The following is a 25,547-nucleotide window of genomic DNA, read 5'->3' on the forward strand; positions in this document are numbered from 1 at the left end:
ACCCCCGCCCTCGCCCACCTCTCTCCCCGGGCGACACGCGTGCGAAGGAGCCCGCGATGAGCGACATGATCACCGCGGACCTGGTCGATCTCGACCTGTCCGCCGACACCAAGGAAGCGGCGGCACGCGCCCTCGCCCAACGCATGGTGACCCTGGGCCGGGTGACCGACCTGGAGGGCTTCCTCGCCGACGTCGCCGCCCGCGAGGCGCAGATGCCGACCGGTCTCGACGGCGGCATCGGCATCCCGCACTGCCGCAGCGAGCACGTCACCGAGCCGACGCTCGCCTTCGGGCGCAGCGCGGCCGGGATCGACTTCGGCGCGCCGGACGGTCCCGCCGACCTGATCTTCCTGATCGCGGCGCCCGCCGGTGCCGACGACGCCCATCTGACGATCCTGTCCTCGCTGGCGCGGCAGTTGATGAACGCGGAGTTCACCGACGCGCTGCGGTCGGCGGAGGACGCGGCGGGTGCGGCGGCACTGATCCGAGGGGATGCGCCGGCGGCGGACGCCGGCGACACCTCCGCAGACTCCGTGGCGGCGTCGGGGGCGGCCTCCGCCGATGCCGCCACGGGTAGCCCGGCCCCGGCGCCGGGCGGCGCGAGCGCTCCGGCGCCGGGTGCCACGGACACGGCCGAGCGACCCTTCCGCATCGTCGCGGTCACGTCCTGTCCGACCGGCATCGCCCACACGTACATGGCGGCCGAGTCGCTGGAGAACGCCGGCCGCGAGGCGGGCGTCGAACTCGTCGTCGAGACGCAGGGCTCGGCCGGCTTCACCCGGCTCGACCCGGCCGTCATCGCGGCGGCGGACGGCGTGATCTTCGCCCACGACGTCCCCGTACGCGACAAGGACCGCTTCGCCGGCAAGCCGACCGTGGACGTCGGCGTGAAGGCGGGCATCAACCGCCCCGCGGAACTGATCGGCGACGTGCGCGGAAAGGCGGCGCGCGGTGAGGTGACCGGAGCGCCCGGCACCGGCTCCACGCCGGTCGAGCGCGCGGGCGACGCCGGCGACAACTACGGCACCAAGCTGCGCAAGTGGCTGATGACCGGCGTCAGCTACATGGTCCCGTTCGTCGCGGCCGGCGGTCTGCTGATCGCCCTCGGGTTCGCGATCGGCGGCTACCAGATCAACGCGGCCAAGTCGGTCAGCGAGCACTTCGACTGGGGCCAGCTCGACAGCTGGGGCGCGCTGCTCTTCCAGATCGGCGCCGTCGCCTTCGGCTTCCTGATCCCCGTCCTCGCCGGCTACATCGCCTACGGCATGGCGGACCGGCCCGGTCTCGTGCCCGGCTTCGTCGGCGGCATGATCTCCGTCAACATCAACGCGGGCTTCCTCGGCGGCCTGGTCGCCGGTCTGCTGGCCGGTGCGGTCGTCCTCGGCATCCAGCGGATCAAGATCCCACCGGTAATGCGCGGCATCATGCCGGTGGTCGTGATCCCGCTGATCTCGTCGATCGTCGTCGGCTTCCTCATGTTCATCGTGATCGGCAAGCCGATCGCCGAGGCCCAGAAGGCGATGACGGACTGGCTCAACGGCCTCTCCGGCACCAACGCCATCCTCCTCGGTGTCCTCCTCGGCCTGATGATGTGCTTCGACCTCGGCGGCCCGGTCAACAAGGTCGCGTACGCCTTCGCCACCGCCGGGATCGCCGTACAGGACCCGAGCGACTCCGCGATGAAGGTCATGGCCGCCGTGATGGCCGCCGGCATGGTGCCCCCGTTGGGCATGGCGCTCGCGACCACGGTCCGCAAGAAGCTGTTCACCCCGACCGAGCGCGAGAACGGCAAGGCGGCCTGGGTCCTCGGTGCCTCCTTCATCTCCGAGGGCGCGATCCCGTTCGCCGCGGCCGACCCGCTGCGCGTCATCCCCGCCTCCATGGCGGGCGGCGCGGTCACCGGCGCGCTCACCATGGCGTTCGGCTCGACCCTGCGCGCCCCGCACGGCGGCATCTGGGTCACCTTCCTGATCGGCAAGCCGTTCCTGTACCTGTTGGCCATCGCCATCGGTACGGCGATCACGGCAGGCCTGGTCATCGTCCTCAAGGGCCTGCGCAAGACGGCCCCGGACGGTGCGGCCACCGGCTCCGACGAGTCCGCGGCGGCTCCGGCGGCGCAGCCGAAGCAGCCCGTGGCGGCGTAGACATCTCTTTGGGTTCCATGTCTCTTTGGGCGGCTGTGAGTTGTTCACGGCACCTGCGAGATACGTCACGGTCCGGGGCCAAAGTCCCGGACCGTGGTGTCTACTGGGGCGCATGCCTGAGCACGTCTCGATCTACCAGCTGACGGGCATGGCCGTCCTCGCCCTGGCGACCGTCGTCTGGGCGATCGGCCTGACCCGCATCCTGCGCCGCGGCCGCGAGGCCGCCCTGTGGCGTACCTCCGCCATCCTCCCGGCCCTTCCGTACCAGCGGCGGACCGCTCCCGAACTGGAGTCCGTCCAGCTGACTCCGGCGGAGCACGACGCGTTCGCGGGACTGGTGCGACAGCTCAGCGACGGCCGCTGACCGAGCGGCCGAGGCGGGGCAGGAGCCCCATACGCGTGGAGTGCGCTACGAAACCCGTGCCGCGCGCCGCTCCATCGCGTCGCGTGCCGCGTCCTCGGAGACGTACACCTCGCACATGTGCCGCCCGTCGGGCGTGGCCGTGTGCTCGACCTCCCACAGGGAGATCTCCTCGCCGTCGCGCAGCAGGAACGCGTGCTCGTAGAGCGAGAAGCACAGCCCGATCCGCCCCGCACGGCACGGCCGCCCGAAAGCCTGCGTGATCTGGTGCGCGAACGCCGTCGTCAGCAGCGTGGCCGTCTCCGCGCCCGGCTGGTCCGGGTTCTCCGCGCGGCGCAGGAGCCGACGCGCGTGATCCGCCGATTCGTCGGGCACGTACGCGTGCCGGGGCGCGGGGACCGGCGACAGCTGCACCATCACCGGCAGCTCGAAGTCCGGCGCGTCCGGCGGCAGCGGCAGCCGTGCCGTGGCGGCGCGCAGCTCCTCCTCGTCGACGTACACCTCGTGCTGCGGGACACTGCCCGGCGCGGTGTTGTGAACGAGCTCCCACAGTGTGAGCGCCGAGCCGTCGGCGAGCAGCCAGGTGTGGCGGTACGTCTCGCGGTGCAGCCCCGCGCTGTGGTGCGCGGAGTGCAGCGAACTGTCGTGCGCGAGCGCGCAGTCGAGTCGCCGTATCGTCTCGTCGGGCAGCTCGAAGGAGTTCAGCGCGCGGCCGAGGAGTCGCGCGAGGTGCTCCTCCGGAGACTCGGGCGACTCGCGTGGCTCGTACGCTGCTGTCTCGTACGGAACGCTCAAGGTTTCTCCCGGCGTTGCTGCATGTCACCTTGTGGGTGCATACCGTAGCCCCTCGGTCGGACATCATGTCCGGGAACCGAGAAAACGTGCGCACAGAAAACGCTCAGGTCGCGTGAGAAGTTCCCACGCGACCCGAAGATCCGTCAAAAGCCGCCGGTCAGAAGGCACTTGCCGCGTCATGGCGCCCCGGGCGGCGCACCGCTGCCCGCGCACGCCCCGGCGCTCAGCGGGTGCCTATCCGGCGCTTCCCGCGACCCACTCCGTCCACGACATGTTCCAGCCGTTGAGCCCGTTGTCCGGCGACACCGTCTTGTCGGGGGAGTTCTTGACGATCACGACGTCCCCGAGGATGGAGTTGTCGTAGAACCACTTGGCGTTCGTGTCGCCCTGTCCGCCCTGGACATCTTGCAGTCCGACGCAGCCGTGGCTGGTGCCCTGGCGGCCGAAGGGCGGATTGCCCTTGTTGTACCAGTAGTTGCCGTGGATGAACGTCCCCGACTGCGTGAGCCGCATCGCATGCGGCACGTCCGGGATGTCGTAGGCGTTGGCGAGCCCGACCGTCCGGCTGTCCATGCGCAGCTTCGGGAACTTCTCGGAGATCACCATCTGGCCGTTGTACGTGGTGTTCTGTGCGTCACCCGTCGAGATCGGCACGTTCTTGAGGGTCTTCCCGTCGCGCACCACCGTCATGGTCTGGGTGTCGGCGTCGACCGTGGAGACCTGCGACCGCCCGATCGTGAAGGTGACGGTCTTCTTCTGCACCCCGAAGACGTCGTTCGCGCCCTCGACGCCGTCCAGGTCGATCTTCATCGTGACCTTCGAGCCGGCCTTCCAGTACTCCTCGGGCCGGAAGTCGATCCGCTGCGAGCCGAACCAGTGCCCGACCACCTTCTGCCCACTGCTGGACGAGACCGTGATGTGCGACTGCACGGCCTTCTTGTCGCTGATCACCTTGTCGAAACTGAACGACACCGGCATCCCGACGCCCACCGTCGTCCCGTTGTCCGGCGTGTACGTCCCGATGAAGCTGTTCGCCTTGCTGACCGTGGTGAAGGTCGAATCGGCTGCGACGGTCCGCCCGTCGGCGTCCTTCGCGGTCGCCGCTATCTCGTACTTCGTGCCGCGCTCCAACTGCTCCTTGGGCGCCCAACTGCCGCCGTTCGCCGAGATGAACCCCGGCACCGACTGCCCCGTCCCCGCCACGGTCATCTTCACGTCGGTCAGCTCGCCGTCGCTGACCTTCACCCCCGTGGTGTTGATCGACGCGCCCGTCGAACCGTCCTTGGCCGATATGGCGATCTTCGCCGTGGACGTCTTGGGGGACTCCCCGCCCCCCTTGCCGTCGTCCTTCCCGGCATCGGCGCCGCCCCCGCAGGCGGTGAGGGTGAGGGCGCCGACCGCCAGGACGGCACAGGCCCCGAGTGCGCGCCGCGCTGATATGTCCGGCGTTGTCACGAGCTTCTCCCGGTTCGTGTGATGTGCGTGATCCGCTCCCATGCGTGGAGAAAGAGCGAATCCATGACCGGTCGGGTTCCCCCCGACAGCCGTGAACGCCATCACGTGACACAACCGGGACAATCATCCGTACGGAACGCGCCCCGCGCGGCGGCCCGCGCCCCGTCACCGTCCCCCGTACAGCTCCCCGTACGAAGGCCACACCCCGCCCGGCCCGTCCACCGACCCGGCCGCGCGCACGGCCCGCACGATCGCACGCGTCACCACGTCGGCGCCGGCCTCCAGCAGCGGGTTGAGCGCGAGCGGGTGCTCGGCGTCGAGCGCGCGCTGCCCCGTCGCCAGCGTGAACACCGTGTCGCCGTCGTTGAGGAGATGCACCGGCCGCACAGCGCGCGCGATGCCGTCATGCGCCGTGCCGGCCAGCTTCTGCGCCTGCGCCTTCGACAGTTCCGCGTCGGTGGCGACGACCGCGAGCGTGGTGTTCAGCAGGGGCGGCGCGTTCTTCGCCGCGGTCTCGGCCAGGCGCCGGCGCGCTGCCTCGTGCACGCGCGCCTCCGGACAGTCCACCCGCCCTTGGAGCAACTCCCCATACAGGCCTCCTGTTCCGGGCTCCAGTACGGAGCCCGCCGCGTTGGCCACCACCAGCGCGGCGACCGTGATCCCCGAGTCGAGAACGGTGCTCGCGGTACCGACTCCGCCCTTCATCGCGCCGACCACGGCGCCCGTACCCGCGCCCACGCCCCCTTCCCGCACCACCGCGCCGACCGCGCTCGCCGCGGCCGCCTCGACCGCGGCCCGGCCCATGTCCGCGTCGGGCCGGGCCCGGAAGTCACCGCCACGCCCCAGGTCGAAGATGCAGGCGGCGGGTACGACGGGAACGACGTGCGCCGGATCCACTCCGACAGGCACTCCGCGTCCCTGCTCCTCCAGCCACGCCATCACGCCGGACGCGGCGTCGAGCCCGTACGCGCTGCCGCCGGTCAGCACGATCGCCTCGACCTTCTGCACGACATTGCGCGGGTCGAGGGCGTCGGTCTCCTTGGTGCCGGGACCGCCACCGCGCACATCCACGGCGGCGACGGCACCGCCCTGCGGGGCGAGGACGACGGTGGTACCGGTGAGCCAACCGTCGCCGACACGTGTCGCATGTCCCACGCGCACGCCGGTGACGTCGGTCAGAGCGTCAACTGTCATGGGCCCAGTCTCGTCCAGACACCGGCGCCGTCCCAGCAGGTCACACGACCGGAGCCGGCTCTTCGCTCTCCCGGGCCGCCATGCGAGCCGTCAGCGTCACCCCCGTCGCCACCGCGAGCGCCGAGACGATGCCCGCCGCGAGCACGGCCCAGTCGCCCAGGAACGTGCAGAGGATCACGAGCAGTGCCGTGGTCGGCAGCACCATTTGCTGCGCGATGCCCACCTTGAAGTGGCGCGAGTGCAGGGCCCAGACGCTGAGCAGGTAGAGCGCGGTCGGCAGCGTCACGGCGGCCGACGCGGCCAGCGTGGAGATGTGCGCCTTGCCCACCGCCTGCTCGACCGCGACCTCCAGGCCGGCGCCGATCGCGGCCGCCGAGGCGAAGATCAGGTAGTGGCCGTAACCCCACAGGAAGGCCTGCTTGTTGGAGCGCAGATGGCCGTGGATCGGCACGACGAAGTAGATCCACCACGCGGAGAAGATGATCAGCAGCCCGCCCCCGGCGATCGGCAGCAGCTCACCGAGCGCGTCGTTCTCGTCCACGCCCGACTTCACGGCGACGGTGGCGGCGGCGATCGTCTCGCCGAGCACGATGATCGTGAACAGGCCGTAGCGCTCGGAGATGTGGTGCGGATGCCAGGACGTGGCGAAGTCCTTCTCCGCGTACCGCGGGACGCACATCTCCAGGACCGCCATCACCAGGAACACCCAGGGCCGCCCGCCCTCGGGCAGGATCACCAGCCCCAGCCAGCCGACGAGGCAGAGCAGCACGCCGCCGGCGTAGCGCAGCGCCGTCGTTCTCTCCGGGCCCTCGCTCGATCTCGCCACGCGCAGCCACTGCGAGGCCATGGCGAGCCGCATGATCAGGTAGCCCAGCCAGACGACCAGGAAGTCATGGTCCTCGAACGCCCTGGAGACCCCGGCCGCGAGCACCAGCACGCCGGCGATCTGGACCAGGGTCACGACCCGGTAGAGGACGTCGTCGTTGTCGTACGCCGAGGCGAACCAGGAGAAGTTCATCCAGGCCCACCAGATGGAGAAGAAGACCATCGCGTAGTTGAGGATGCCTTCGCCCGCGTGCGACTCGGCCACGGCGTGCACGAGTTGCACGCCCGCCTGGGCGATGGCCACGACGAAACACAGGTCGAAGAACAGTTCCAGCGGCGAGGCCACCCGGTGGGCCTCGTCGCGGCCGCGGGCGGTGAGCCTGCTCAGCGGTCTCGGGCTTGCGCCGTGGGCGCCGGAGGGCGCCGGGGAGGGAGTCGAACTGGACGTCATGAGTCCAAGCACAGCAGATACCGGCCAGAAATTCTTGTGCATGGATTCACAAGCGGGCAGGGGTCCAGGGCCGTCGAGGCATACGGGCTCCACGCGGCGTGAACCCTCACCGCGACCGGAACGACCAGGACGGGCCTCACCCCCGGGGCCGTACCCTGGACGCATGAGCACCGCCCCCGAGCCGCGCGCCCCGAAGCCGTCACTGATCTTCGACGACCCGCTGGACCAGCAGTCCTCGGACGACACGGACCGCGGCTGGGGCGAGCGGCCCGGCGCCGACAGCGCGGCCGACCTGAAGCGCTTCCTCGACGAGAAGCCGCCCCACCACCTCTGACCGAGCCGCACGGCCGCCCGGCAGAGGAGGCGGGCCGTGGCCGTTAGCGTTCGTCGTGCCCGGACCCGCGCTGGGCGACCAGCGCGTCGCGGATCTCCTTGAGGACCTCCAGCTCGGTGATCTCGATGACCTCCTGCGTCCCCTCCTTGGCCTTCCTGCGGGCCTCCTGCCGGGCCAGGTACTTCGACATCGGCAGCACCATCAGGAAGTACACGACGGCCGCGGTGATCACGAAGCTCAGCGTGGCGCCGATGACCGAGCCCCACAGGATCGAGACGCCGCTCTGCACCGTGCCGTCCGCCGCGACCTTGCACGGGTCCTTCAGGCACAGGCTGTAGCTGTCGAGGTTCTGGGTGCCGATCGCTCCGACCAGCGGATTGATCATGCCCTTCACCACTGAGTTGACGACATTGGTGAAGGCGGCGCCGATGACCACCGCTACTGCCAGATCGACGACGTTCCCGCGCGTCAGGAAGGTCTTGAAGCCCTCCAGGACGCTCGGCTTCTTCTCGCTCACTCGGAGGCCTCTTCTCGCATGCACAGGTTGTGGAACAAACAGCTCCGCAACCTACGTCAACGCGAGGCGACCCTGTCCAATTGGGTAGCTCGAACGGGGGACTTGACACAAGTTCGCGAAACAGCCGGACCGCACGGTTCAACACAGTGTCACCGCCAGCCGTGCCGTGGCGCTCGCACCCGCGAGACGCGCCGCGATCGAGCGCGGCACCGAGAGCACGACCAGCGCACCGCTCTCCGCGGCACCCTCCACAGGCTCCGGCACCTTCTTCACCCGGGCCCCGCGTGCGACCACCTGTGCGTCGCCTCCCGTCGCCGTGGTCCCGGCGGCGATCACGTCGACCCGGTCGCCGGGCCGCAGCAGCAGGACCGCGGCCCCGTCGGCGATCCGCACCGGCGCCGTCACCATCTCCACGGCGCGGTGTTCCCGCGCCGGTGCGGCCACGGGATGCCCGCGTGCCCCGTCTCCGTCGCCCGGACCGACGGCGACCAGCGCGGCCGCGGTGACGGCCAGGCCCGCCGCCACGGCACGCCTGCGATGCCTTACGAGCCGGGCCAGTTGATACCGCCCGCCGCGTACCCGCACGGGAGCGAAGTGCGGCACCTCGCACGTGGCGGGAGCGTCGGTGCCGGGCGGACACGGGGCAAGGGGAGAAAGCGGAGAGAAGGGAGAGAGGGGAGAGAAGGGAGGAGGAGACGGAGCGAAGGACACGGAGAACCACCACCTGTCGCGAGGGATCGGCTTGCAAGGCCACGATGAGGCCTCGCGCCGCCGCCCGCCGGGACAGGTGGATCACCCACCGGCTGTGGACAACTCCCTCACCCGAACGAGCAGTTCCACCCGCGCAGGGGTGCTGTTCTCCACAGCGTCACGGCAGTTCGAACCCCTGCGTCACGGCAGTTCGAACCCTGGATCCATGCCGCCCAGCGCCGTCGTGCACAGGCAGTCGCGCTCCTCGTTCGCCGGCAGCGCGGCCACCGCGTCGAACAGCACGCCCCGCAGCCGGTCCACGTTCGCCGCGAACACCCGCAGCACCTCGTCGTGCGAGACGCCCTCGCCGGTCTCGGCGCCCGCGTCCAGGTCCGTGACCAGGGTCAACGACGTGTAGCAGAGCTCCAGTTCACGGGCGAGCGCCGCCTCGGGGTGGCCGGTCATGCCCACCACCGACCAGCCCTGCGCCCGGTGCCACAACGATTCGGCACGTGTCGAGAAGCGCGGCCCCTCGATCACGACCAGGGTCCCGCCGTCCACCGCCTCCCAGTCCCGGCCGCGTGCGGCCTTCAGGGCGGCCGTCCGTCCGGCGGGGCAGTAGGGGTCGGCCAGCGACACGTGCACCACGTTGGGCACGCCACCGCCCGGCAGCGGCAGCCCGTCGAAGTACGTCCCCACGCGGGACTTCGTGCGGTCGACCAGCTGATCCGGCACGAGCAGCGTGCCCGGCCCGTACTCGGGGCGCAGACCGCCCACCGCGCACGGACCGAGGACCTGGCGGGCCCCGACGGACCGCAGCGCCCACAGGTTGGCGCGGTAGTTGATCCGGTGCGGCGGCAGATGGTGGCCGCGTCCGTGCCGGGGCAGGAAGGCGACCCGACGGCCCGCTATCTCGCCGAGGAACAGGGAGTCGCTGGGCGGTCCGTACGGGGTGTCCACCTGGATCTCGGTCACGTCGTCGAGGAACGAGTAGAAGCCCGAGCCGCCGATTACGCCGATCTCTGCGTTCGCCATGCCCCGCACACTAGCTGGCCCCGGCAGCGGGCAGAGCAGGGCTCAGGAAACGCCGAGGACCCTGCCGTCGTACGACGGCAGGGTCCCGTGAGTGCGTCCTAAGCGGCGGAGGTGCTGCTGGAGGAGGTGCCGGTGCTCGACGACGACGACTTCGAGTCCGAGGACGACGACGTCGAGGAGGACGAGGTGGACGAAGAGGACGTCGACGGCTTCGACGACGCCGTCGAGGCGCTCGACGAGGAGCCGCGGCTGTCGTTGCGGTAGAAGCCGGAGCCCTTGAACACGATGCCGACTGCGGAGAACACCTTCTTGAGGCGGCCCTGGCAGTTGGGGCACTCGGTCAGGGCGTCGTCGGTGAACTTCTGCACCGCCTCGAGGCCCTCGCCGCACTCGGTGCACTGGTACTGGTAGGTCGGCACTGTCTTCCTCCTGGCACTCTCACTCAGTGAGTGCTAACGAGGGTCCATAGTGACGTATTCCCGGGGATCAGTCCACCGCCACCGGCACGCGGTGACCGACGCCACGTGCGACGGTCCGGGTCCGGGGGCGCGTCGTCAGGCGTGACCGGAGCGCCAGCAGGGTCGCCATGGCGAGCAGTGTGCCGACCATCGGGACCAGGAAACCCGCACCGGTCCAGAAGCGGTCCTCCAGCTGTCCTGCGGCCGTGACGGCGGCCGCCTGACCTAGTGCCACCGCGCCGGTCAGCCAGGTGAAGGCCTCGGTACGGGCACCGGTCGGCACCAGGCTCTCGACCAGCGTGTAGCCGGTGATCAGCGCGGGCGCGATGCACATGCCGACCAGGAGGCCGAGCCCGGCGAGCGCGAGTACGGAGTGCGCGGCCCACAGCCCGGAGGCCACCAGCGCGAGCGCGCCGTACCCGACCACGAGACGCCGCTGCGGAGCCGTCTTCCACGCGACGGCGCCGAAGACGATGCCGGAGAGCATGTTGCCCGCGGCGAAGACGCCGTACAGGACACCGTTCAGACCGGGCTCACCGATCGACTCGGTGAACGCGGCCAGCGAGACCTGCATACCGCCGAAGACGGAGCCGATGCCCAGGAACGCCACGATCAGCACGCGCACGCCGGGCACGCGCAGCGCGGAACCGTGCTCCACGCGCGCGTGCTCGTCGAGGGTGACCAGCGGCTGCGTGCTCTTCTGCGTGGCGAACAGCAGACCGCCGAGCAGGGTCAGCGCCGACTCCGTCAGCAGGCCCGCGGCCGGGTCGACGGCGGTGCACAGCGCGGTGGCCAGCAGCGGGCCGAAGACGAAGGTCAGCTCGTCCGTGACGGACTCGAACGCGGCCGCGGTGGTCATGAGGGGCGAGCCCTGGAGCTTCACGCCCCAGCGGGCGCGCACCATCGGACCGACCTGCGGCACCGAGGCGCCGGTGGGGACGGCCGCCGCGAACAGCGCCCACAGGGGTGCGTGCGAGAGCGCGAGCGCGGTGAGCGTCAGCCCTGACACCGTGTGCAGGAGCACGCCGGGGATCAGCACGGCGCGCTGCCCGTAGCGGTCGGCGAGGCGCCCGCTGTAGGGCGCGAACAGCGCCATGGAGACGCCGGTGACGGCCGCGGCGGCGCCCGCCGCGCCGTACGAGCCGGTGGTGTGCTGCACGAGCAGCACGATGGAGATCGTGAGCATCGCGAACGGCTGGCGTGCCGCGAAGCCGGGGAGCAGGAACGTCCAGGCGCCGCGGGTGCGCAGCAGCTGTCCGTATCCCGGGCGGGAGGTGACCGTGGATGCCACGGCCCGTGCCTTTCTGCCGCCTGGTAGCGCGCCTGTGCGGGGGCGCCGAGAGCTGTCCTCTTGCGCGCACTGCGGTAGATGCCGGGCCCACTGCGGAGGGGTGTTTCGGCCGCCATACGGTCGCGCCAGCAATGCGTCAGGCAGAGTTGGTTCGATCAGAATGCGCCTTCATCGTACAGGGGTCACCGCCTGGCGTGCCTGTGAAAACGAGCACCATGAACCTTGTTCACCTGCGATTACCGGGGGTGTGAACCGTACGAAACATGCCCTTAACGACATAGGGGCGTAGGGGCGCGCGGCGTACATCCGCGGTTCACGTCCGCGGTTCGCGCCACCCCGGTCAGCGCCGGGGCGTCTCCCCGTTCGTACCCAGCCACCCGGCCAGCTTTCCGCCGTGTCCCACCGCGCGCAGCCGCCGCTCCGCCGCGTCCCGCACGGGATCCGTGGCGACCACCAGAAGCTCGTCCCCGCGCCGCAGGACCGTGGTGGGCAGCGGAACGAACGATTTTCCATCGCGCACGACGAGGGTGACGGCGGCCCCGGCCGGCAGCCGCAGCTCGTTGACCTCGACGCCGTGCATCTTCGAGCCGTCGGGGATCGCGACGGAGAGCAGGTGTCCGCGCAGCCGCTCCAGGGGCGCCGACTCGATGCCGAGGTCGGCGGCCTCCGCGTCCTCGCCCAGCCGCAGCTGGCGGGCGAGCCAGGGCAGCGTCGGCCCCTGGACCAGGGTGTAGACGACGACCAGGACGAAGACGATGTTGAAGATGCGGCGGCTGCCGTCGACACCGTTCACCATGGGGATCGTCGCCAGGATGATGGGCACGGCGCCGCGCAGCCCGGCCCAGGACATGAGGGTCTGCTCCTGCCACGGCACCCGGAACGGCGTCAGGCACAGCACGACGCTCAGCGGGCGCGCGACCATGGTCAGCACCAGGCCGATGACGAGGGCGGGCCACACGTCGTCGCCCAGCTCGTGCGGGGTGACCAGCAGGCCGAGCAGGACGAACATGCCGATCTGGGCGATCCAGCCGAGCCCTTCGGCGAAACCGCGTGTGGCGGGCCAGTGCGGGAGTTTGGCGTTGCCCATCGCCATGGAGGCGAGGTAGACGGCGAGGAAGCCGCTGCCGTGCGCCAGCGCGCCGGCCGCGTACGCCACCACGGCGATCGCCATGACGGCGATCGGATAGAGACCGGAGGCGGGCAGCGCCACGTGCCGCAGGCCCCAGGAGCCCAGCCAGCCGACCGCGATACCGATGGCGGCGCCGATGGCCAGTTCCAGGGTTATCTCACCGAGCAGCACGTACCAGTGCTCGACCGGGCCCGCGGTGGAGAAGGCGACGACCAGGATGACCACGGGGGCGTCGTTGAAGCCGGACTCGGCCTCCAGCGTGCCCATCACGCGCGAGGGAAGGGGGATCTTGCGCAGCACGGAGAAGACCGCCGCCGCGTCCGTCGAGGACACGACCGCCCCGATGATGAGCGCCTGGCGCCACTCCAGCCCGATGAGATAGTGCGCGGCCGTCGCCGTGACCCCGACGCTCACCGCGACCCCGACCAGTGCCAGCGCGGTGGCGGACGGCAGCGCCGGCTTGATCTCCTTCCACTTCGTGCCCAGACCGCCCTCGGCCAGGATCACGACCAGGGCCGCGTACCCGATGACCTGGGTCAGCTCGGCATTGTCGAAGTGGATGTCGCCGACGCCGTCCTGGCCCATGGCGACGCCGATGCCCAGATACACGAGCAGGCTGGGGAGCCCGCTGCGCGAGGAGATCCGGACCGCTGCGACGGCGACGAGCAGGACGAGCGAGCAGACGAGCAGAAGCTGGTTGAGGTCGTGGACGGTCAGCGGCTGTTCCCTTCGCTGGCCCACGGGCATCACGCGCGCGTGGGCTCACGTACATAGGACACGAAGAGGTGGACCTCCGCACCCAAGTACTTCGTTACCTTACCTAACTCTTGACGATTTCTTGACACTCCTGAGGCAAGATCGAACGTCCGTCCGCGCTGGTTCCCGACTCCGCGTCAAGTCGCGTCAGGCCCTGCGCCTATGGTTGCTCCAGCGCTCATTCAAAGTCACAGCCCCGCCTGCCGCTCGCGTTAGGACAGCAAGGACAGCGATGCCCCCCAATACCACCGCCTCATCGGGTCAGAAGCCCGGCAAGTCCGGCAGGAAAAAGGGGCGCAAAGCCCGTCTGATCGTCCTCATCCTGGTACTGGCCATCATCGGTGGCGTCGCCTACGGGGCGTACTGGTCCATCAGCACCGTCCGTGCCTCCTTCCCGCAGACCAAGGGTTCGATCTCGCTCGAAGGCCTGTCCGGACCGGTCGACGTGCAGCGTGACGGCTACGGCATCCCGCAGATCTACGCCTCCTCCGACGAGGACCTGTTCATGGCGCAGGGCTACGTCCAGGCGCAGGACCGGTTCTACGAGATGGACGTGCGCCGTCACATGACCTCCGGACGCCTGTCGGAGATGTTCGGCAAGAGCCAGGTCAAGAACGACGAGTTCCTGCGCACGCTCGGCTGGGACCGGGTCGCGAAGAAGGAGTACGACACCGAGCTGTCGGCCTCCACCAAGAAGTACCTCCAGGCATACGCCAAGGGAGTCAACGCCTACCTCCAGGGCAAGGACGGCGAGGAGATCTCCCTCGAGTACGCGGCCCTGGGCTTCGCCAACGACTACAAGCCCACCGAGTGGACCCCGGTCGACTCGGTGGCCTGGCTGAAGGCGATGGCCTGGGACCTGCGCGGCAACATGGAGGACGAGATCGACCGCGCCCTCCTCACCAGCCGCCTCGGCCCCAAGCAGATCGAGGACCTGTACCCGGACTACCCGTACGGCCGCAACAAGGCGATCGTCCAGGAGGGTCAGTACGACGAGCTGACCAAGACGTTCGAGCAGGGCGACAGCACCTCGGGCACAGGTACGGGTACAGGTACTGGTACGTCCACCGCGGCCACGAGCGGCACCACGGGCACCGCGTCCGGCTCGGGCACCACAACCCTCCAGAGCCAGCTCTCGGGCCTCTACGGGGTCCTGGAGGACCTTCCCGCGGCCGTCGGCGTGAACGGCAACGGCATCGGCTCGAACTCCTGGGTCGTCGCGGGCTCGCACACCATCACCGGCAAGCCGCTGCTGGCCAACGATCCGCACCTGTCGGCCTCGCTGCCGTCCGTCTGGTACCAGATGGGCCTGCACTGCCGCACCGTCTCCAGCAAGTGCCAGTACGACGTCTCCGGCTACACCTTCGCGGGCATGCCCGGCGTGGTCATCGGTCACAACCAGGACATCTCCTGGGGCATGACCAACTCCGGGGTCGACGTCACCGACCTCTACCTGGAGAAGCTCAGCAGCAACGGCTACCTGTACGACGACAAGGTGAAGCCCTTCACCACGCGCGAGGAGACCATCAAGGTCGCCGGCGGCGACTCCAAGACGATCGTCGTCCGTGAGACCAACAACGGCCCCCTGCTGTCCGACCGCGACGACGAACTGGTCAAGGTCGGCAAGAAGGCCACCGTCGACACCGCGGCGCCCGACCGCGGCGACGGCTACGGCATCTCCCTGCGCTGGACCGCCCTGGACCCGGGCACCTCCATGGACGCCGTGTTCGCCATGGACAAGGCGACGGACTGGAACGACTTCCGCGCGGCCGCGGCCCTGTTCGACGTGCCCTCGCAGAACCTGGTCTACGCCGACACCAAGGACCACATCGGCTACACGCTCCCCGGAAAGATCCCCACGCGCGCGAGCGGCGTCGACGGCTCGATCCCGCAGCCCGGCTGGGACTCCAAGTACCGCTGGACCGGCTACATCCCGCAGGACCAGCTCCCCTACGAGTACGACCCCGCGCGCGGATACATCGTCACCGCCAACCAGGCGGTGATCGACAAGGACAAGTACCCCTACACGCTCACCACCGACTGGGGCTACGGCGCCCGCAGCCAGCGCATCACCGACCTGATCAAGTCGAAGATCGACGACGGTGGCAAGATCTCCACCGACGACATGCGCCAGATGCAGCTGGACAACAGCAGCGAGATCGCCAAGCTGCTCGTGCCCAAGCTGCTGAAGATCGACATCGAGGACGAGGACGTCCGCGAGGCGCAGAAGCTGCTGGAGGGCTGGGACTACACCCAGGACGCCGACTCGGCGGCCGCCGCCTACTTCAACTCGGTCTGGCGCAACATCCTCAAGCTCGCCTTCGGCAACAAGCTGCCCAAGGAGCTGCGGGTCAAGGGCCAGTGCCTGTGGGTCGACCCCGTCAACACCACCGGCCCCGCCGACGAGACGGAGAAGGTCCGCGAGTGCGGCCAGCGTGACGCCGACCAGGCTCAGCCGGACGGCGGCGACCGCTGGTTCGAGGTCGTGCGCAACCTCATGGACGACGAGAACAGCGACTGGTGGAAGACGCCCGCCGGCGTGGGCGACCGCCCCAAGGCGGAGAACCGCGACCAGCTGTTCAAGCGCGCCATGATCGACGCCCGCTGGGAGCTGACCGCCAAGCTCGGCAAGGACATCGACTCCTGGAGCTGGGGCCGGCTGCACCGCCTGTTCCTGAAGAACCAGACGCTCGGCACCGAGGGCCCCGGCATCCTGAAGTACGTCCTCAACCGCGGCCCCTGGAAGCTCAGCGGCGGCGAGGCCACCGTCAACGCGACCGGCTGGAACGCGGCCGGCGGCTACGGCGTCATCTGGGTGCCGTCGATGCGGATGGTGGTCAACCTCGGCGACCTCGACAAGTCGAAGTGGATCAACCTCACCGGCGCCTCCGGGCACGCCTACAGCTCCCACTACACCGACCAGACGAGCAAGTGGGTCAAGGGCGAACTGCTGGACTGGTCCTTCTCGAAGGACGCGGTCGACAAGAGCACGAGCGACACACTGGTGCTGAAGCCGTGAGCCACTGACGGCGACCCGTCGAACGGGCCCTCCACGCGTGCGTGGAGGGCCCGTTCGCTCACCTGCCGCGGCTCACCCGTCGTCCCGGAAGCGGCGCACGCCCGACGGCGCCACCGCCGCGTGCACCGCCTGGTCGTGCGCCTCCTCAGGGACGTGCTCGACGATCTCGGAGTCGTAGAGCAGCACGACCAGCGCGGGATGTGCGCCCGCGCGTTCCAGGCGCGCGAGCACCCGGTCGTACGACCCTCCGCCGCGCCCCAGTCGCATGCCGCGCGCGTCGACCGCCAGCCCGGGCAGCAGCACGACATCGGCACCGGTCACGGCGTCCGGGCCCAGACGTTCCCCGGAGGGCTCGAAGAGAGCCATCTTTGCGCCGTGTTGGACGCGCGCGAGGGAGTCCGCCCCGGTGTACGCGCCCCAGTCCAGATCGTTGTCGGGCAGGAGAGCCGGGAGCAGGACCTGCACGCCCCGCGCGCGCAGCGCGTCCAGGAGCGCGAGTGTTCCGGGTTCGCTCCCCACCGAGACGTACGCCGCCACCGTGCGCGCCCGCGCCAACTCGGGCAGCCCGAGCGCCCGCCCGGCCAGCGCGGTCGCGGCTTCTCGCACGTCATCGGCCGTCAACCTGTTCCTCACCGCGAGGAACTCTCGCCGCAACATTCGCTTGTCAGGCTCTCCAGGACGTCCGATGTGACTCAAAGATCGCTCCCGTACCCTTCCAATACGCTCATATCAGAGCTAATTAACCGGAGCCTCAGATTCACTGCAAAGACACCGGATAAGGTTGCGGGCATGACTCAGTCTCACCCTCGGATCAGCAAGGCTGTCATCCCCGCAGCAGGCCTCGGCACCCGGTTCCTGCCGGCCACCAAGGCCACTCCCAAGGAGATGCTGCCGGTCGTCGACAAGCCGGCGATCCAGTACGTGGTCGAGGAGGCCGCCTCCGCGGGCCTCGATGACGTCCTCATGATCACGGGCCGCAACAAGCGGCCTCTCGAGGACCACTTCGACCGCAACTACGAGCTGGAATCGGCCCTTCAGAAGAAGGGCGACGCCGGTCGGCTCGCGAAGGTGCAGGAGTCCAGCGACCTCGCCACCATGCACTACGTCCGCCAGGGCGACCCCAAGGGCCTCGGCCACGCCGTCCTGTGCGCGGCCCCGCACGTGGGCCACGAGCCCTTCGCCGTCCTCCTCGGCGACGACCTGATCGACCCGCGCGACCCGCTGCTCAAGCGGATGGTCGAGGTCCAGGAACGCCATGGCGGCAGCGTCATCGCGCTCATGGAGGTCGAGCCCGAGCAGATCCACCTCTACGGATGCGCGGCCGTCGACGCCACCGAGGACGGCGACGTCGTCAAGGTCCACGACCTCGTCGAGAAGCCGTCCGCGGCCGACGCCCCGTCCAACTACGCGATCATCGGCCGCTACGTCCTCGACCCGCACATCTTCGACATACTGCGCAAGACCGAGCCCGGCCGCGGCGGCGAGATCCAGCTCACCGACGCCCTCCAGCAGCTCGCGGCGGACGAGAAGGTCGGCGGCCCGGTGCACGGCGTCGTCTTCAAGGGCCGCCGCTATGACACCGGCGACCGTGGTGACTATCTGCGTGCCATTGTCAGACTCGCATGCGAACGTGAAGACCTGGGCCCGGACTTCCGGACCTGGCTTCGCAGTTACGTAGCCGAGGAGATGTAGCAACGTTGAGCAGCGCCGCGCCCCGCACCACCGGCCAGGACCACCTCTGGTCGGTGGACGAACACCTGGAGGACATCCTCGCGACCGTCCGCCCCCTCGAACCCATCGAGCTGCAACTCCTCGACGCCCAGGGCTGCGTCCTGGTCGAGGACGTCACGGTGCCGGTCTCCCTGCCGCCGTTCGACAACAGCTCCATGGACGGGTACGCGGTGCGGGTCGCGGATGTCGCGGGCGCGAGCGAGGAGTTCCCCGCCGTCCTGGACGTCGTCGGGGACGTCGCGGCGGGCCAGGCCGAACTGCTCCATGTGGGCCCCGGCCAGGCCGCCCGCATCATGACCGGCGCCCCGCTGCCGCCCGGAGCCGAGACCGTCGTCCCCGTCGAGTGGACCGACGGAGGACTCGGCGAGGGACCCGCGACCGGGATGCGCGCCCGCGCCCTGGCCCCCGAGGGCGCCGAGGGGCACGTGCACGTGTACCGGCCGGCCGAGGCACGCGCGCACGTACGCGCGAAGGGCAGCGACGTGAAGGCCGGCGACCGCGCCCTCGACGCCGGCACCGTCCTCGGCCCGCCGCAGATCGCCCTGCTCGCCGCGATCGGCCGCGGCACGGTACGTGTGCGCCCGCGCCCTCGCGTGGTCGTCATGTCCACCGGCAGCGAACTCGTCCAGCCCGACGAACGACTGGGCGACGGCCAGATCTACGACTCCAACAGCTTCGCCCTCACCGCCGCCGCCCGCGACGCCGGCGCCATCGCCTACCGCGTCGGAGCCGTCGCCGACGACGCCGAGACCCTCCGCAACACCATCGAGGACCAGCTCGTCCGCGCCGACCTCGTGGTCACGACGGGCGGCGTGAGCGTGGGGGCGTACGACGTCGTCAAGGAGGCGCTCTCGCACGTCGGCGACGAGGACGAGGCCGGCAGCGGCATCGACTTCCGCAAGCTCGCCATGCAGCCCGGCAAGCCCCAGGGCTTCGGCTCCATCGGCCCCGACCACACCCCGCTCCTCGCGCTGCCCGGCAACCCCGTCTCCTCGTACGTCTCCTTCGAACTGTTCGTGCGTCCCGCGATCCGCGCCCTCATGGGCCTGGAAGACGTGCACCGGCCGCGCGTGACCGCGAAGCTGACCGCCGGCAAGGCGCTGACCTCGCCGAAGGGGCGCAGGCAGTTCCTGCGCGGGACCCACGCCGACGGCACCGTGACCCCGGTCGGCGGCGCCGGGTCGCACCTGGTGGCGGCCCTCGCGCACGCGGACGCGCTGATCGTCGTCCCGGAGGACGTGGAGTCCGTCGAGCCCGGCACCGAGGTCGAGGTGGTCCTGCTCGGCTGAGTGCTCCTGGTTGGCGGTACCGTGTCGCGCACAACAGGCCCGCGCGCCGTACCGCGAGGGGCCGGGACCGGGAGCGCCGCACAGCATGAGTACGCAGGACCGACTGACCCACATCGACGAGGCGGGCGCCGCCCGCATGGTCGACGTATCCGACAAGGACGTGACCGCGCGCACCGCCCGCGCCAGCGGCCGGGTCCTCGTCTCGCCCCGGGTGATCGAGCTGCTGCGCGGCGAGGGTGTCCCCAAGGGCGACGCCCTCGCCACCGCGCGGATCGCGGGCATCATGGGCGCCAAGCGCACCCCGGACCTGATCCCGCTGTGCCACCCGTTGTCGGTGTCGGGTGTGAAACTGGATCTGTCGGTCGTGGACGACGCCGTGGAGATCCTCGCCACGGTCAGGACGACGGACCGCACGGGCGTCGAGATGGAGGCCCTCACCGCGGTCTCCGTCGCCGCGCTCACCGTGATCGACATGGTCAAGGCGGTCGACAAGGGAGCGGTCATCACGGACGTGCGGGTGGAGGAGAAGACGGGCGGCAAGTCGGGCGACTGGAGCCGGGCATGACACAGGACACCTCGGCGGGCGGCGCGCTGCTCGCGCCGTACTCCGCGCTGGTCGTGACCGCCTCCAACCGTGCCGCCGCGGGCGTCTACGAGGACAAGGGCGGCCCGCTGATCTCCGAGGGCCTGGAGCGGTTCGGCTTCGCCGTCGACGGGCCGCGGATCGTCCCCGACGGGGACCCGGTCCGGGCGGCCCTGCGTGCGGCCGTCGACGCCGGGTACGACGTCGTCGTCACCACCGGCGGCACCGGGATCTCGCCCACCGACCGCACCCCCGAGGCGACCCGCGAGGTGATCGACCACGAGGTGCCCGGCATCGCCGAGGCCATCAGGGCGTTCGGACGCGAGAAGGTGCCGACCGCCGCGCTCTCCCGGGGCCTGGCCGGAGTGGCGGGACGGACCCTGATCGTCAACCTGCCGGGTTCCACCGGCGGAGTGAAGGACGGACTCGCCGTCCTGGAGCCCTTGTTGATCCACGCCGTCGACCAGATCCGCGGCGGCGACCACCCCAGACCCGGGGCCGGCAGTGGGGGTGCGAGCTGAACAGTCCGTCCTGGCCCGTCGTGCTGGCGGACGGCGACGTCGTCCTCCGGCCCATAAAGGTGCGCGACCAGCGGGCGTGGCGCGAGGTCAACCGGCGCAACCGCGACTGGCTGCGCCCCTGGGAGGCCACCATCCCGCCGCCCACGCCCAGCGGGCCGATCGCGCACCGGCCGACCTATCGGCAGATGGTGCGCCATCTGCGGGCCGAGGCGAACGCGGGCCGGATGCTGCCGTTCGTCATCGAGTACCAGGGGCGGCTCGTCGGGCAGTTGACCGTCGCCGGGATCACCTGGGGCTCGATGTGCTCGGGGCACGTCGGCTACTGGGTGGACGAGTCGGTGGCCGGCCGTGGAGTGATGCCGACGGCCGTGGCGCTCGTCGTGGACCACTGTTTCCGGACCGTCGGACTGCACCGCATCGAGGTCTGTATTCGCCCGGAGAACGGGCCCAGCCGCCGGGTCGTGGAGAAACTCGGATTCCGTGAGGAGGGGCTGCGGCCCCGTTATCTCCACATCGACGGGGCCTGGCGCGACCATCTCGTCTTCGCGCTCACCGCGGAAGAGGTGCCGGAAGGGTTGCTCGGGCGGTGGCGGCGGGCACGCTCACAGAAGGCACCGCACAACACGCCGGGGAATCCCGCGTAGCCGGGGAAGCGGCTCGGGAAGCGGCAGGGAAGCGACTCCGGGAATTGAATAAATGTTCGAGAATGATCGGGCGGCGATCGTCTCGGGGCATTAAATTCGCGGCTCCGGCGGCCTGCTGATCGCATCGGTCACAAAAAAAGCTCGAAATATCAGCCAGATCGTGCGACACACCGGCCCAATTGGCGGATGGCCTCACGCGAATCCCTCTACCGTGTGAGGCGTGAGCAGCAGCGGCCTCATCTACGCAGTCATTGTCGGGGCCTGGGCCGCCTACTTGGTGCCGATGTGGCTCCGTAGGCAGGACGAGCTGAACGAGGCCCGTCCGACGGAACGCTTCAGCACCGCCATCCGGCTGCTGTCCGGACGGGCGGGGATGGAGCGCCGGTACGCCAAGGACCTGCGGGCGCGCTCCACCGAGGAGGGGGAGCCCAGCGCCGTCGATCCGGACGCCGTCACCGACTCGGTGGACGTCCGGGCCTTCGCCATGCCTCCGACGCGCCCGCAAGTGCGCGCGGAGGTGCAGGCGCCGGCGCGCAGGGAAGCAGTGCGTGAGCCGGCGCGCGAGAGGGCGGCCGACCCGGCCGCGCACGCCTCGGCCTCGCGCGCCCCGGCACCCGTCTCCGCACCGGCGTCCTCGTCCGCGCCCGGATCCGCGTCCGGATCCGCTCCGGCGCGCAAGCAGGTACCCGCGGCCCGGCGCACGCCCGCAGCGGAAGCTGCCGCGGCGCGCGCCCGGCGCACAAAGGCACTCGCGCGCCGGAGGCGCACCACAGTGGTGCTCTTCATCGCCTTCACGCTCGGCGCGATCGTCGCCGCCGTCGGAGGGCTCGCGTTCCTGTGGGCACCCGGCGTGCCCGCCGTGCTGCTCAGCGGATACATCGCCTACCTGCGCTCCCAGGAACGCCGCCGCTTCGCCTACCAGATGGACCGGCAGCGGGCCGAGGCGGCGGCGCAGCGGCTCAAAGAGCGTGCGCGCCAGCCGCGCCGACGCGCGACGGCCGAAGTGATCGACGCCGACGAACCGGACGAAGGACCAGAGCCGGAGCAGGATTCCGGGCTGTCGGCGCTCGCCGCCGACCGGCGCGCCCTCGTCGAGCAGACCGACCACGCGGAGTGGGTCGACCAGCAGCGCGAGCGGCAGCGTAGGCCGGGGCACGGGGACAGCTGGGAGCCGGTGCCGGTGCCGTTGCCGACATACGTGACGGCGCCGGTCGCTCCGCGCGCCACGTCGGACGTGGACCTGGGCGCGCCGGACGCGTGGAGCTCGGCGCGGTCCAGCTCGGTCGCCGGGGAGCGGGAGGCGCGTGGCACCGGTGCCGAGTCCGGTGCCGGTTCCGTTGCCGGGCAGGACGGAGCGGCGCAGGACGCCGAGGCGGGGGAGCCGCCTCATGCCGAGGACAGGGCGGAGGAGGGCGGACGCAGCGACGCCCGCCGGGCCGCCTCCGCGCGACGGGCGCGCGAGCGCGGACGTACCCCCCTCTTCGATCAGTACGAGGACGGGGAGCGTCCGCGCGCGGCCAACGAGTAGGCGCGGCGGCCCCCGTCCCACCTGTGGCTGTTCCGTCGGAGGGGCGGGGAACGGATTTCCAAGCACCCCGATCGGGGTGCTAAGGTTTCACTCGTTGCAAGGGCCTGTGGCGCAGTCTGGTAGCGCACCTCGTTCGCATCGAGGGGGTCTGGGGTTCAAATCCCCACAGGTCCACGCATCATAGGGGCCCGTTCCTTATATCAGGAACGGGCCTCTTGCCATGTCTACGGCAGTGAGGTTTTCCGGTGCAGGGCGTGGGCTGCCGGAAGTACCGCTGATATGACGGCGAGGAGCGCGCACGCGCCTGTGGTCGCGGCGAGTTCGGGCCAGGGGAGGCGGATCGGGGAGCGCGCCGACTGGAGGTGCAGGGCGCCCCGGATGCCGGTGAGGTCGAGGGTTGTCACCAGCAGGCCGAGGAGTGCGCCGACGGCCACCACCACCAGGGCCTCCGCGGCGACGAGCCGCAGCACCTGGCCGGTCGTGGCGCCCGCCAGCCGCAGGGACGCGAACTCCCGCCTCCGGTCGGACGTCGCCATGAGCAGGGTGTTGGCGAGGGAGATGCCCGAGTACAGCAGCGCGATGCCCAGGACGAGGAGGAAGCCGAGGCGGGTCTTCTCGTCGGCGTCCGTGAGGGTGCCCGTGGGGTAGGCGGTCCGCAGCCACTCGTCGCGGGTGAGGACGGAGACGTCCGTGGCCCCGAGGGCCCTCCGCAGCGCCGCCGCCGACCCTCCCTTCACCTCGACCCGGTCGACAGCGGCCCCGCGCGCGTTGGCCGGTGTGACGTACACCCCGTTGTCGCCCGTGCCGACGGGCATCACCGCGGCGATGCGGAGCGACCTGCGGGTGCCGTCGCCGAGCCAGACGGTGACCCGGCGGCCGACCTCGTGCCGCGCCCACTCCTCGTTGACGATGATCGAGTCGTCGTCGAGATCGGTGACACGGCCCGCCGACAGAGGCAGGCGCACGGTCGCCGCGAGCGCCCCCGGATCGGCCGCGCGCGCCTCGGACTTGATGAGGGCGACCCCCTCCTCCAGGACGTACACGGCGCTCGACGCGGTCGCCGAGACCTCGGTGCCCGGGAGCGCGCGCAGACGCCGGAGCGTGTCCGGGGCGAAGCCGGCCGGCGACGTCAGCACGAAGTCGGCGACGGTCCGCTCCCGCGCCTCCGTCGCCCTCGCCGCGTTCAGGGTCGCCGTGGCGCCGAGCAGCGAGCCCGTGAGGGCCACCGTGATCAGGACGGGGGCGGCGACGGCGGCCGTGCGGCGGACAGCGGCGCCCGCGTTCGAGCGGACCAGCACGCCGCACGGGATGAGGATCCTGGTCAGGGGGCGGACCAGGGCCGGGGACAGCAGGGCCGTCGCCGTGATCAGGAGCATCGGGCGGCTCACGTACGTCTTGCGGTGCAGCAGGTCGCCCGGGTCCGTCAGCAGCGTGAGGGTGACGGTGACCGCGGCGGTGATCAGCAGGGCCGCCCCGCACAGCAGGCGGCCGCGCGTGAGAGCGCGTTCGTCCACCGCCGCCTCGCGCAGCGCCTGCGCCGGTGCGGTCCGGCCCGCCCGCCAGGACGCGGCCACCGCCCCGCACAGCGCCACCGAAAGGCCGGTCCAGAAGGCGAGATGGTACGGCCAGACGTGGTCGCCGATCGCGAACCAGGCCGGTGCGAGACCGCCGTCCACCACGCGCTCCGCCAGCCACGGGGCGGCGTACGCCCCCAGCGCGCAGCCCACCGCGGACGCCGGTCCGCCGACGAGCAGCGCCTCCGTCAGGACCGTGCGCCGGATCTGGCCCGGCGTCGCGCCCGCCGTGCGCAGCAGGCCGAACTCCCGGCGGCGCTGGGCCACCGCGAAGGCGAAGGTCGACGCGACGACGAACACCGACACGAACCCGCTCACCCCGCCCGCCGTGCCGAACAGGGCGTTCAGCGTCGTCAGCGCCTCGGCGTCCCGCCCGGGATCGGCGTCCGCGAGCCGGCGCTCGTCACCGGTCAGCACCCGCGCGCGGTCGCCCACCGCGCGCCGTACCGTCGCCGCGTCCGCCTCCACCACGAGCTGCGTGCTCACCGGAGACAGTGCCGCCGCCCGCGCATCCGTGTAGAACAGCGCGTTCTCGAAGCCGCGCGCGCCCACCGCGCTCGCCGTGCCGACCACGCGCACCACCCCACGCCCCGTGCGCAGGCGCTGCCCCACCGCCGTCCGGTCGCCCGTGGCCACGACCTCGTCCGCGGCGCGGGGCGCGCGGCCCGCGGTCAGTTCGTACGGTGCGAAGGCCGCGGTCGACCATGGATGCCCCACCAGGTCGCCGCGTACGACGAAGGTGCGGTCCTCCGTGACCCTGCCCAGCTTCCGCAGCGCCGCCACCGTCCCCGCCGGCACCGGACGCGGCTGGGCCAGCCTCTGGGTGCGGTCGCCGATGGGGGTCGGCACGTGCAGGGTGTCCTGGCCCTTCACCACCACCGGGGCCGCGGCGAAGCGTTCCGGTGCGCGCTCGGGGGCGTCGAGGGAGGAGGCGAGGGCCAGGCCCATCACGGCGATCAGGCCGACCCCGAGGGCGAGCGCGACGAAGCTGCCGATGAAGGCGGTCCAACGGGAGCGCAGGGTACGCAGCGCGAGCATCAGCACGGGACGGCCTCCGAAGCACCGGTTTCCGGAGCGTCGGCCTGCGAAGCACCGGCCTGCGAAGTGCCGGTCTCCGCGGCACCGACTTCCGCGGCGCCGGGCTCCGATGCACCCGTCTCCGCCTGTCCCTTCTACCCCTCTGACCCTCCCGCCCAAGCGGCAGGTTTAGGCCTCGGTGGTGC

The 25,547-nt window shown here is 70.9% G+C and carries 22 protein-coding genes and 1 tRNA gene; 11 read left to right on the plus strand and 12 right to left on the minus strand.

Annotation, left to right across the window (positions count from 1 at the left end; all coding sequences use genetic code 11):
• The first annotated feature begins 56 nt into the window (after positions 1–56).
• Both HLK59_RS33400 and HLK59_RS33405 read left to right on the plus strand, forming a co-directional pair.
• Positions 57–2,144, plus strand: coding sequence for a fructose-specific PTS transporter subunit EIIC (locus HLK59_RS33400; protein ID WP_171145329.1), 2,088 nt, complete (start codon positions 57–59; stop codon positions 2,142–2,144).
• Positions 2,145–2,256: 112 nt separating this feature from the next.
• Positions 2,257–2,508, plus strand: a complete 252-nt coding sequence (locus tag HLK59_RS33405; RefSeq protein WP_171145330.1) for a hypothetical protein — start codon at positions 2,257–2,259, stop codon at positions 2,506–2,508.
• A 45-nt stretch (positions 2,509–2,553) separates the two neighbouring features.
• Here the strand turns inward: HLK59_RS33405 and HLK59_RS33410 are convergent, their stop codons facing one another.
• The 4 genes from HLK59_RS33410 to HLK59_RS33425 form a co-directional block, all read right to left on the minus strand.
• Positions 2,554–3,300: a DUF6227 family protein gene (locus HLK59_RS33410; protein ID WP_171145331.1), complete on the minus strand. Its 747-nt coding sequence runs from the start codon at positions 3,298–3,300 to the stop codon at positions 2,554–2,556.
• A gap of 234 nt (positions 3,301–3,534) precedes the next feature.
• Positions 3,535–4,755, minus strand: coding sequence for an Ig-like domain-containing protein (locus HLK59_RS33415; RefSeq protein ID WP_171145332.1), 1,221 nt, complete (start codon positions 4,753–4,755; stop codon positions 3,535–3,537).
• Between the two features lie 165 nt (positions 4,756–4,920).
• Entirely contained in the window at positions 4,921–5,949 is a 1,029-nt protein-coding gene (locus HLK59_RS33420) for a P1 family peptidase (protein ID WP_171145333.1), read from the minus strand.
• 40 nt (positions 5,950–5,989) lie between these two features.
• On the minus strand, positions 5,990–7,225 hold the full coding sequence (locus tag HLK59_RS33425) for a low temperature requirement protein A (RefSeq protein ID WP_171145334.1): 1,236 nt from the start codon (positions 7,223–7,225) through the stop codon (positions 5,990–5,992).
• A 163-nt stretch (positions 7,226–7,388) separates the two neighbouring features.
• Here HLK59_RS33425 and HLK59_RS33430 point away from each other — a divergent pair, with 163 nt between their 5' ends.
• Positions 7,389–7,559: a hypothetical protein gene (locus HLK59_RS33430; protein ID WP_171145335.1), complete on the plus strand. Its 171-nt coding sequence runs from the start codon at positions 7,389–7,391 to the stop codon at positions 7,557–7,559.
• Positions 7,560–7,602: 43 nt separating this feature from the next.
• Here the strand turns inward: HLK59_RS33430 and mscL are convergent, their stop codons facing one another.
• The 6 genes from mscL to HLK59_RS33460 form a co-directional block, all read right to left on the minus strand.
• Positions 7,603–8,076 carry a large conductance mechanosensitive channel protein MscL gene (gene mscL, locus HLK59_RS33435; RefSeq protein ID WP_171145336.1) on the minus strand — a complete coding sequence of 158 codons (474 nt, stop codon included), beginning with the start codon at positions 8,074–8,076 and terminating at the stop codon, positions 7,603–7,605.
• 138 nt (positions 8,077–8,214) lie between these two features.
• The gene (locus tag HLK59_RS33440) at positions 8,215–8,679 is read right to left on the minus strand and encodes a hypothetical protein (RefSeq protein WP_346779863.1); all 465 of its coding nucleotides are present in this window, start codon (positions 8,677–8,679) and stop codon (positions 8,215–8,217) included.
• A gap of 288 nt (positions 8,680–8,967) precedes the next feature.
• Positions 8,968–9,801, minus strand: a complete 834-nt coding sequence (locus tag HLK59_RS33445) for an S-methyl-5'-thioadenosine phosphorylase (RefSeq protein ID WP_171145338.1) — start codon at positions 9,799–9,801, stop codon at positions 8,968–8,970.
• A 98-nt stretch (positions 9,802–9,899) separates the two neighbouring features.
• Positions 9,900–10,220 carry an FmdB family zinc ribbon protein gene (locus tag HLK59_RS33450; RefSeq protein ID WP_171145339.1) on the minus strand — a complete coding sequence of 107 codons (321 nt, stop codon included), beginning with the start codon at positions 10,218–10,220 and terminating at the stop codon, positions 9,900–9,902.
• Between the two features lie 67 nt (positions 10,221–10,287).
• Entirely contained in the window at positions 10,288–11,550 is a 1,263-nt protein-coding gene (locus tag HLK59_RS33455) for an MFS transporter (RefSeq protein ID WP_171145340.1), read from the minus strand.
• 340 nt (positions 11,551–11,890) lie between these two features.
• Positions 11,891–13,426, minus strand: a complete 1,536-nt coding sequence (locus HLK59_RS33460; RefSeq protein ID WP_171145341.1) for a potassium/proton antiporter — start codon at positions 13,424–13,426, stop codon at positions 11,891–11,893.
• A 241-nt stretch (positions 13,427–13,667) separates the two neighbouring features.
• Here HLK59_RS33460 and HLK59_RS33465 point away from each other — a divergent pair, with 241 nt between their 5' ends.
• Positions 13,668–16,454, plus strand: coding sequence for a penicillin acylase family protein (locus HLK59_RS33465; RefSeq protein ID WP_171145342.1), 2,787 nt, complete (start codon positions 13,668–13,670; stop codon positions 16,452–16,454).
• 72 nt (positions 16,455–16,526) lie between these two features.
• On the opposite strand, the gene HLK59_RS33470 is transcribed toward HLK59_RS33465, so the two are convergent.
• Complete coding sequence (locus HLK59_RS33470; protein WP_171145343.1) at positions 16,527–17,111, minus strand: 5-formyltetrahydrofolate cyclo-ligase; 585 nt, start codon at positions 17,109–17,111, stop codon at positions 16,527–16,529.
• A 132-nt stretch (positions 17,112–17,243) separates the two neighbouring features.
• On the opposite strand from HLK59_RS33470, the gene galU reads away from it, so the two are divergent.
• The 7 genes from galU (at position 17,244) to HLK59_RS33505 (ending at position 22,924) form a co-directional block, all read left to right on the plus strand.
• Complete coding sequence (galU, locus tag HLK59_RS33475) at positions 17,244–18,146, plus strand: UTP--glucose-1-phosphate uridylyltransferase GalU (protein WP_171145344.1); 903 nt, start codon at positions 17,244–17,246, stop codon at positions 18,144–18,146.
• Positions 18,147–18,151: 5 nt separating this feature from the next.
• Positions 18,152–19,474: a gephyrin-like molybdotransferase Glp gene (glp, locus tag HLK59_RS33480; RefSeq protein ID WP_171145345.1), complete on the plus strand. Its 1,323-nt coding sequence runs from the start codon at positions 18,152–18,154 to the stop codon at positions 19,472–19,474.
• 85 nt (positions 19,475–19,559) lie between these two features.
• Positions 19,560–20,039: a cyclic pyranopterin monophosphate synthase MoaC gene (gene moaC / locus HLK59_RS33485; RefSeq protein ID WP_046261452.1), complete on the plus strand. Its 480-nt coding sequence runs from the start codon at positions 19,560–19,562 to the stop codon at positions 20,037–20,039.
• On the plus strand, positions 20,036–20,578 hold the full coding sequence (locus tag HLK59_RS33490; RefSeq protein WP_171145346.1) for a MogA/MoaB family molybdenum cofactor biosynthesis protein: 543 nt from the start codon (positions 20,036–20,038) through the stop codon (positions 20,576–20,578). The genes moaC and HLK59_RS33490 overlap by 4 nt, the downstream gene beginning before the upstream one ends.
• A 20-nt stretch (positions 20,579–20,598) precedes the next feature.
• Positions 20,599–21,222, plus strand: a complete 624-nt coding sequence (locus tag HLK59_RS33495; RefSeq protein WP_171145347.1) for a GNAT family protein — start codon at positions 20,599–20,601, stop codon at positions 21,220–21,222.
• 220 nt (positions 21,223–21,442) lie between these two features.
• On the plus strand, positions 21,443–22,750 hold the full coding sequence (gene glpR / locus HLK59_RS33500; protein ID WP_171145348.1) for a gephyrin-like molybdotransferase receptor GlpR: 1,308 nt from the start codon (positions 21,443–21,445) through the stop codon (positions 22,748–22,750).
• Positions 22,751–22,850: 100 nt separating this feature from the next.
• Positions 22,851–22,924, plus strand: a tRNA-Ala gene (locus HLK59_RS33505).
• A 50-nt stretch (positions 22,925–22,974) separates the two neighbouring features.
• On the opposite strand, the gene HLK59_RS33510 is transcribed toward HLK59_RS33505, so the two are convergent.
• Complete coding sequence (locus tag HLK59_RS33510; protein WP_171145349.1) at positions 22,975–25,368, minus strand: FtsX-like permease family protein; 2,394 nt, start codon at positions 25,366–25,368, stop codon at positions 22,975–22,977.
• Positions 25,369–25,547 lie beyond the last annotated feature (179 nt).

It is taken from the genome of Streptomyces sp. S3(2020) (assembly GCF_013044505.1).
In the GTDB taxonomy this organism is placed as follows: domain Bacteria; phylum Actinomycetota; class Actinomycetes; order Streptomycetales; family Streptomycetaceae; genus Streptomyces.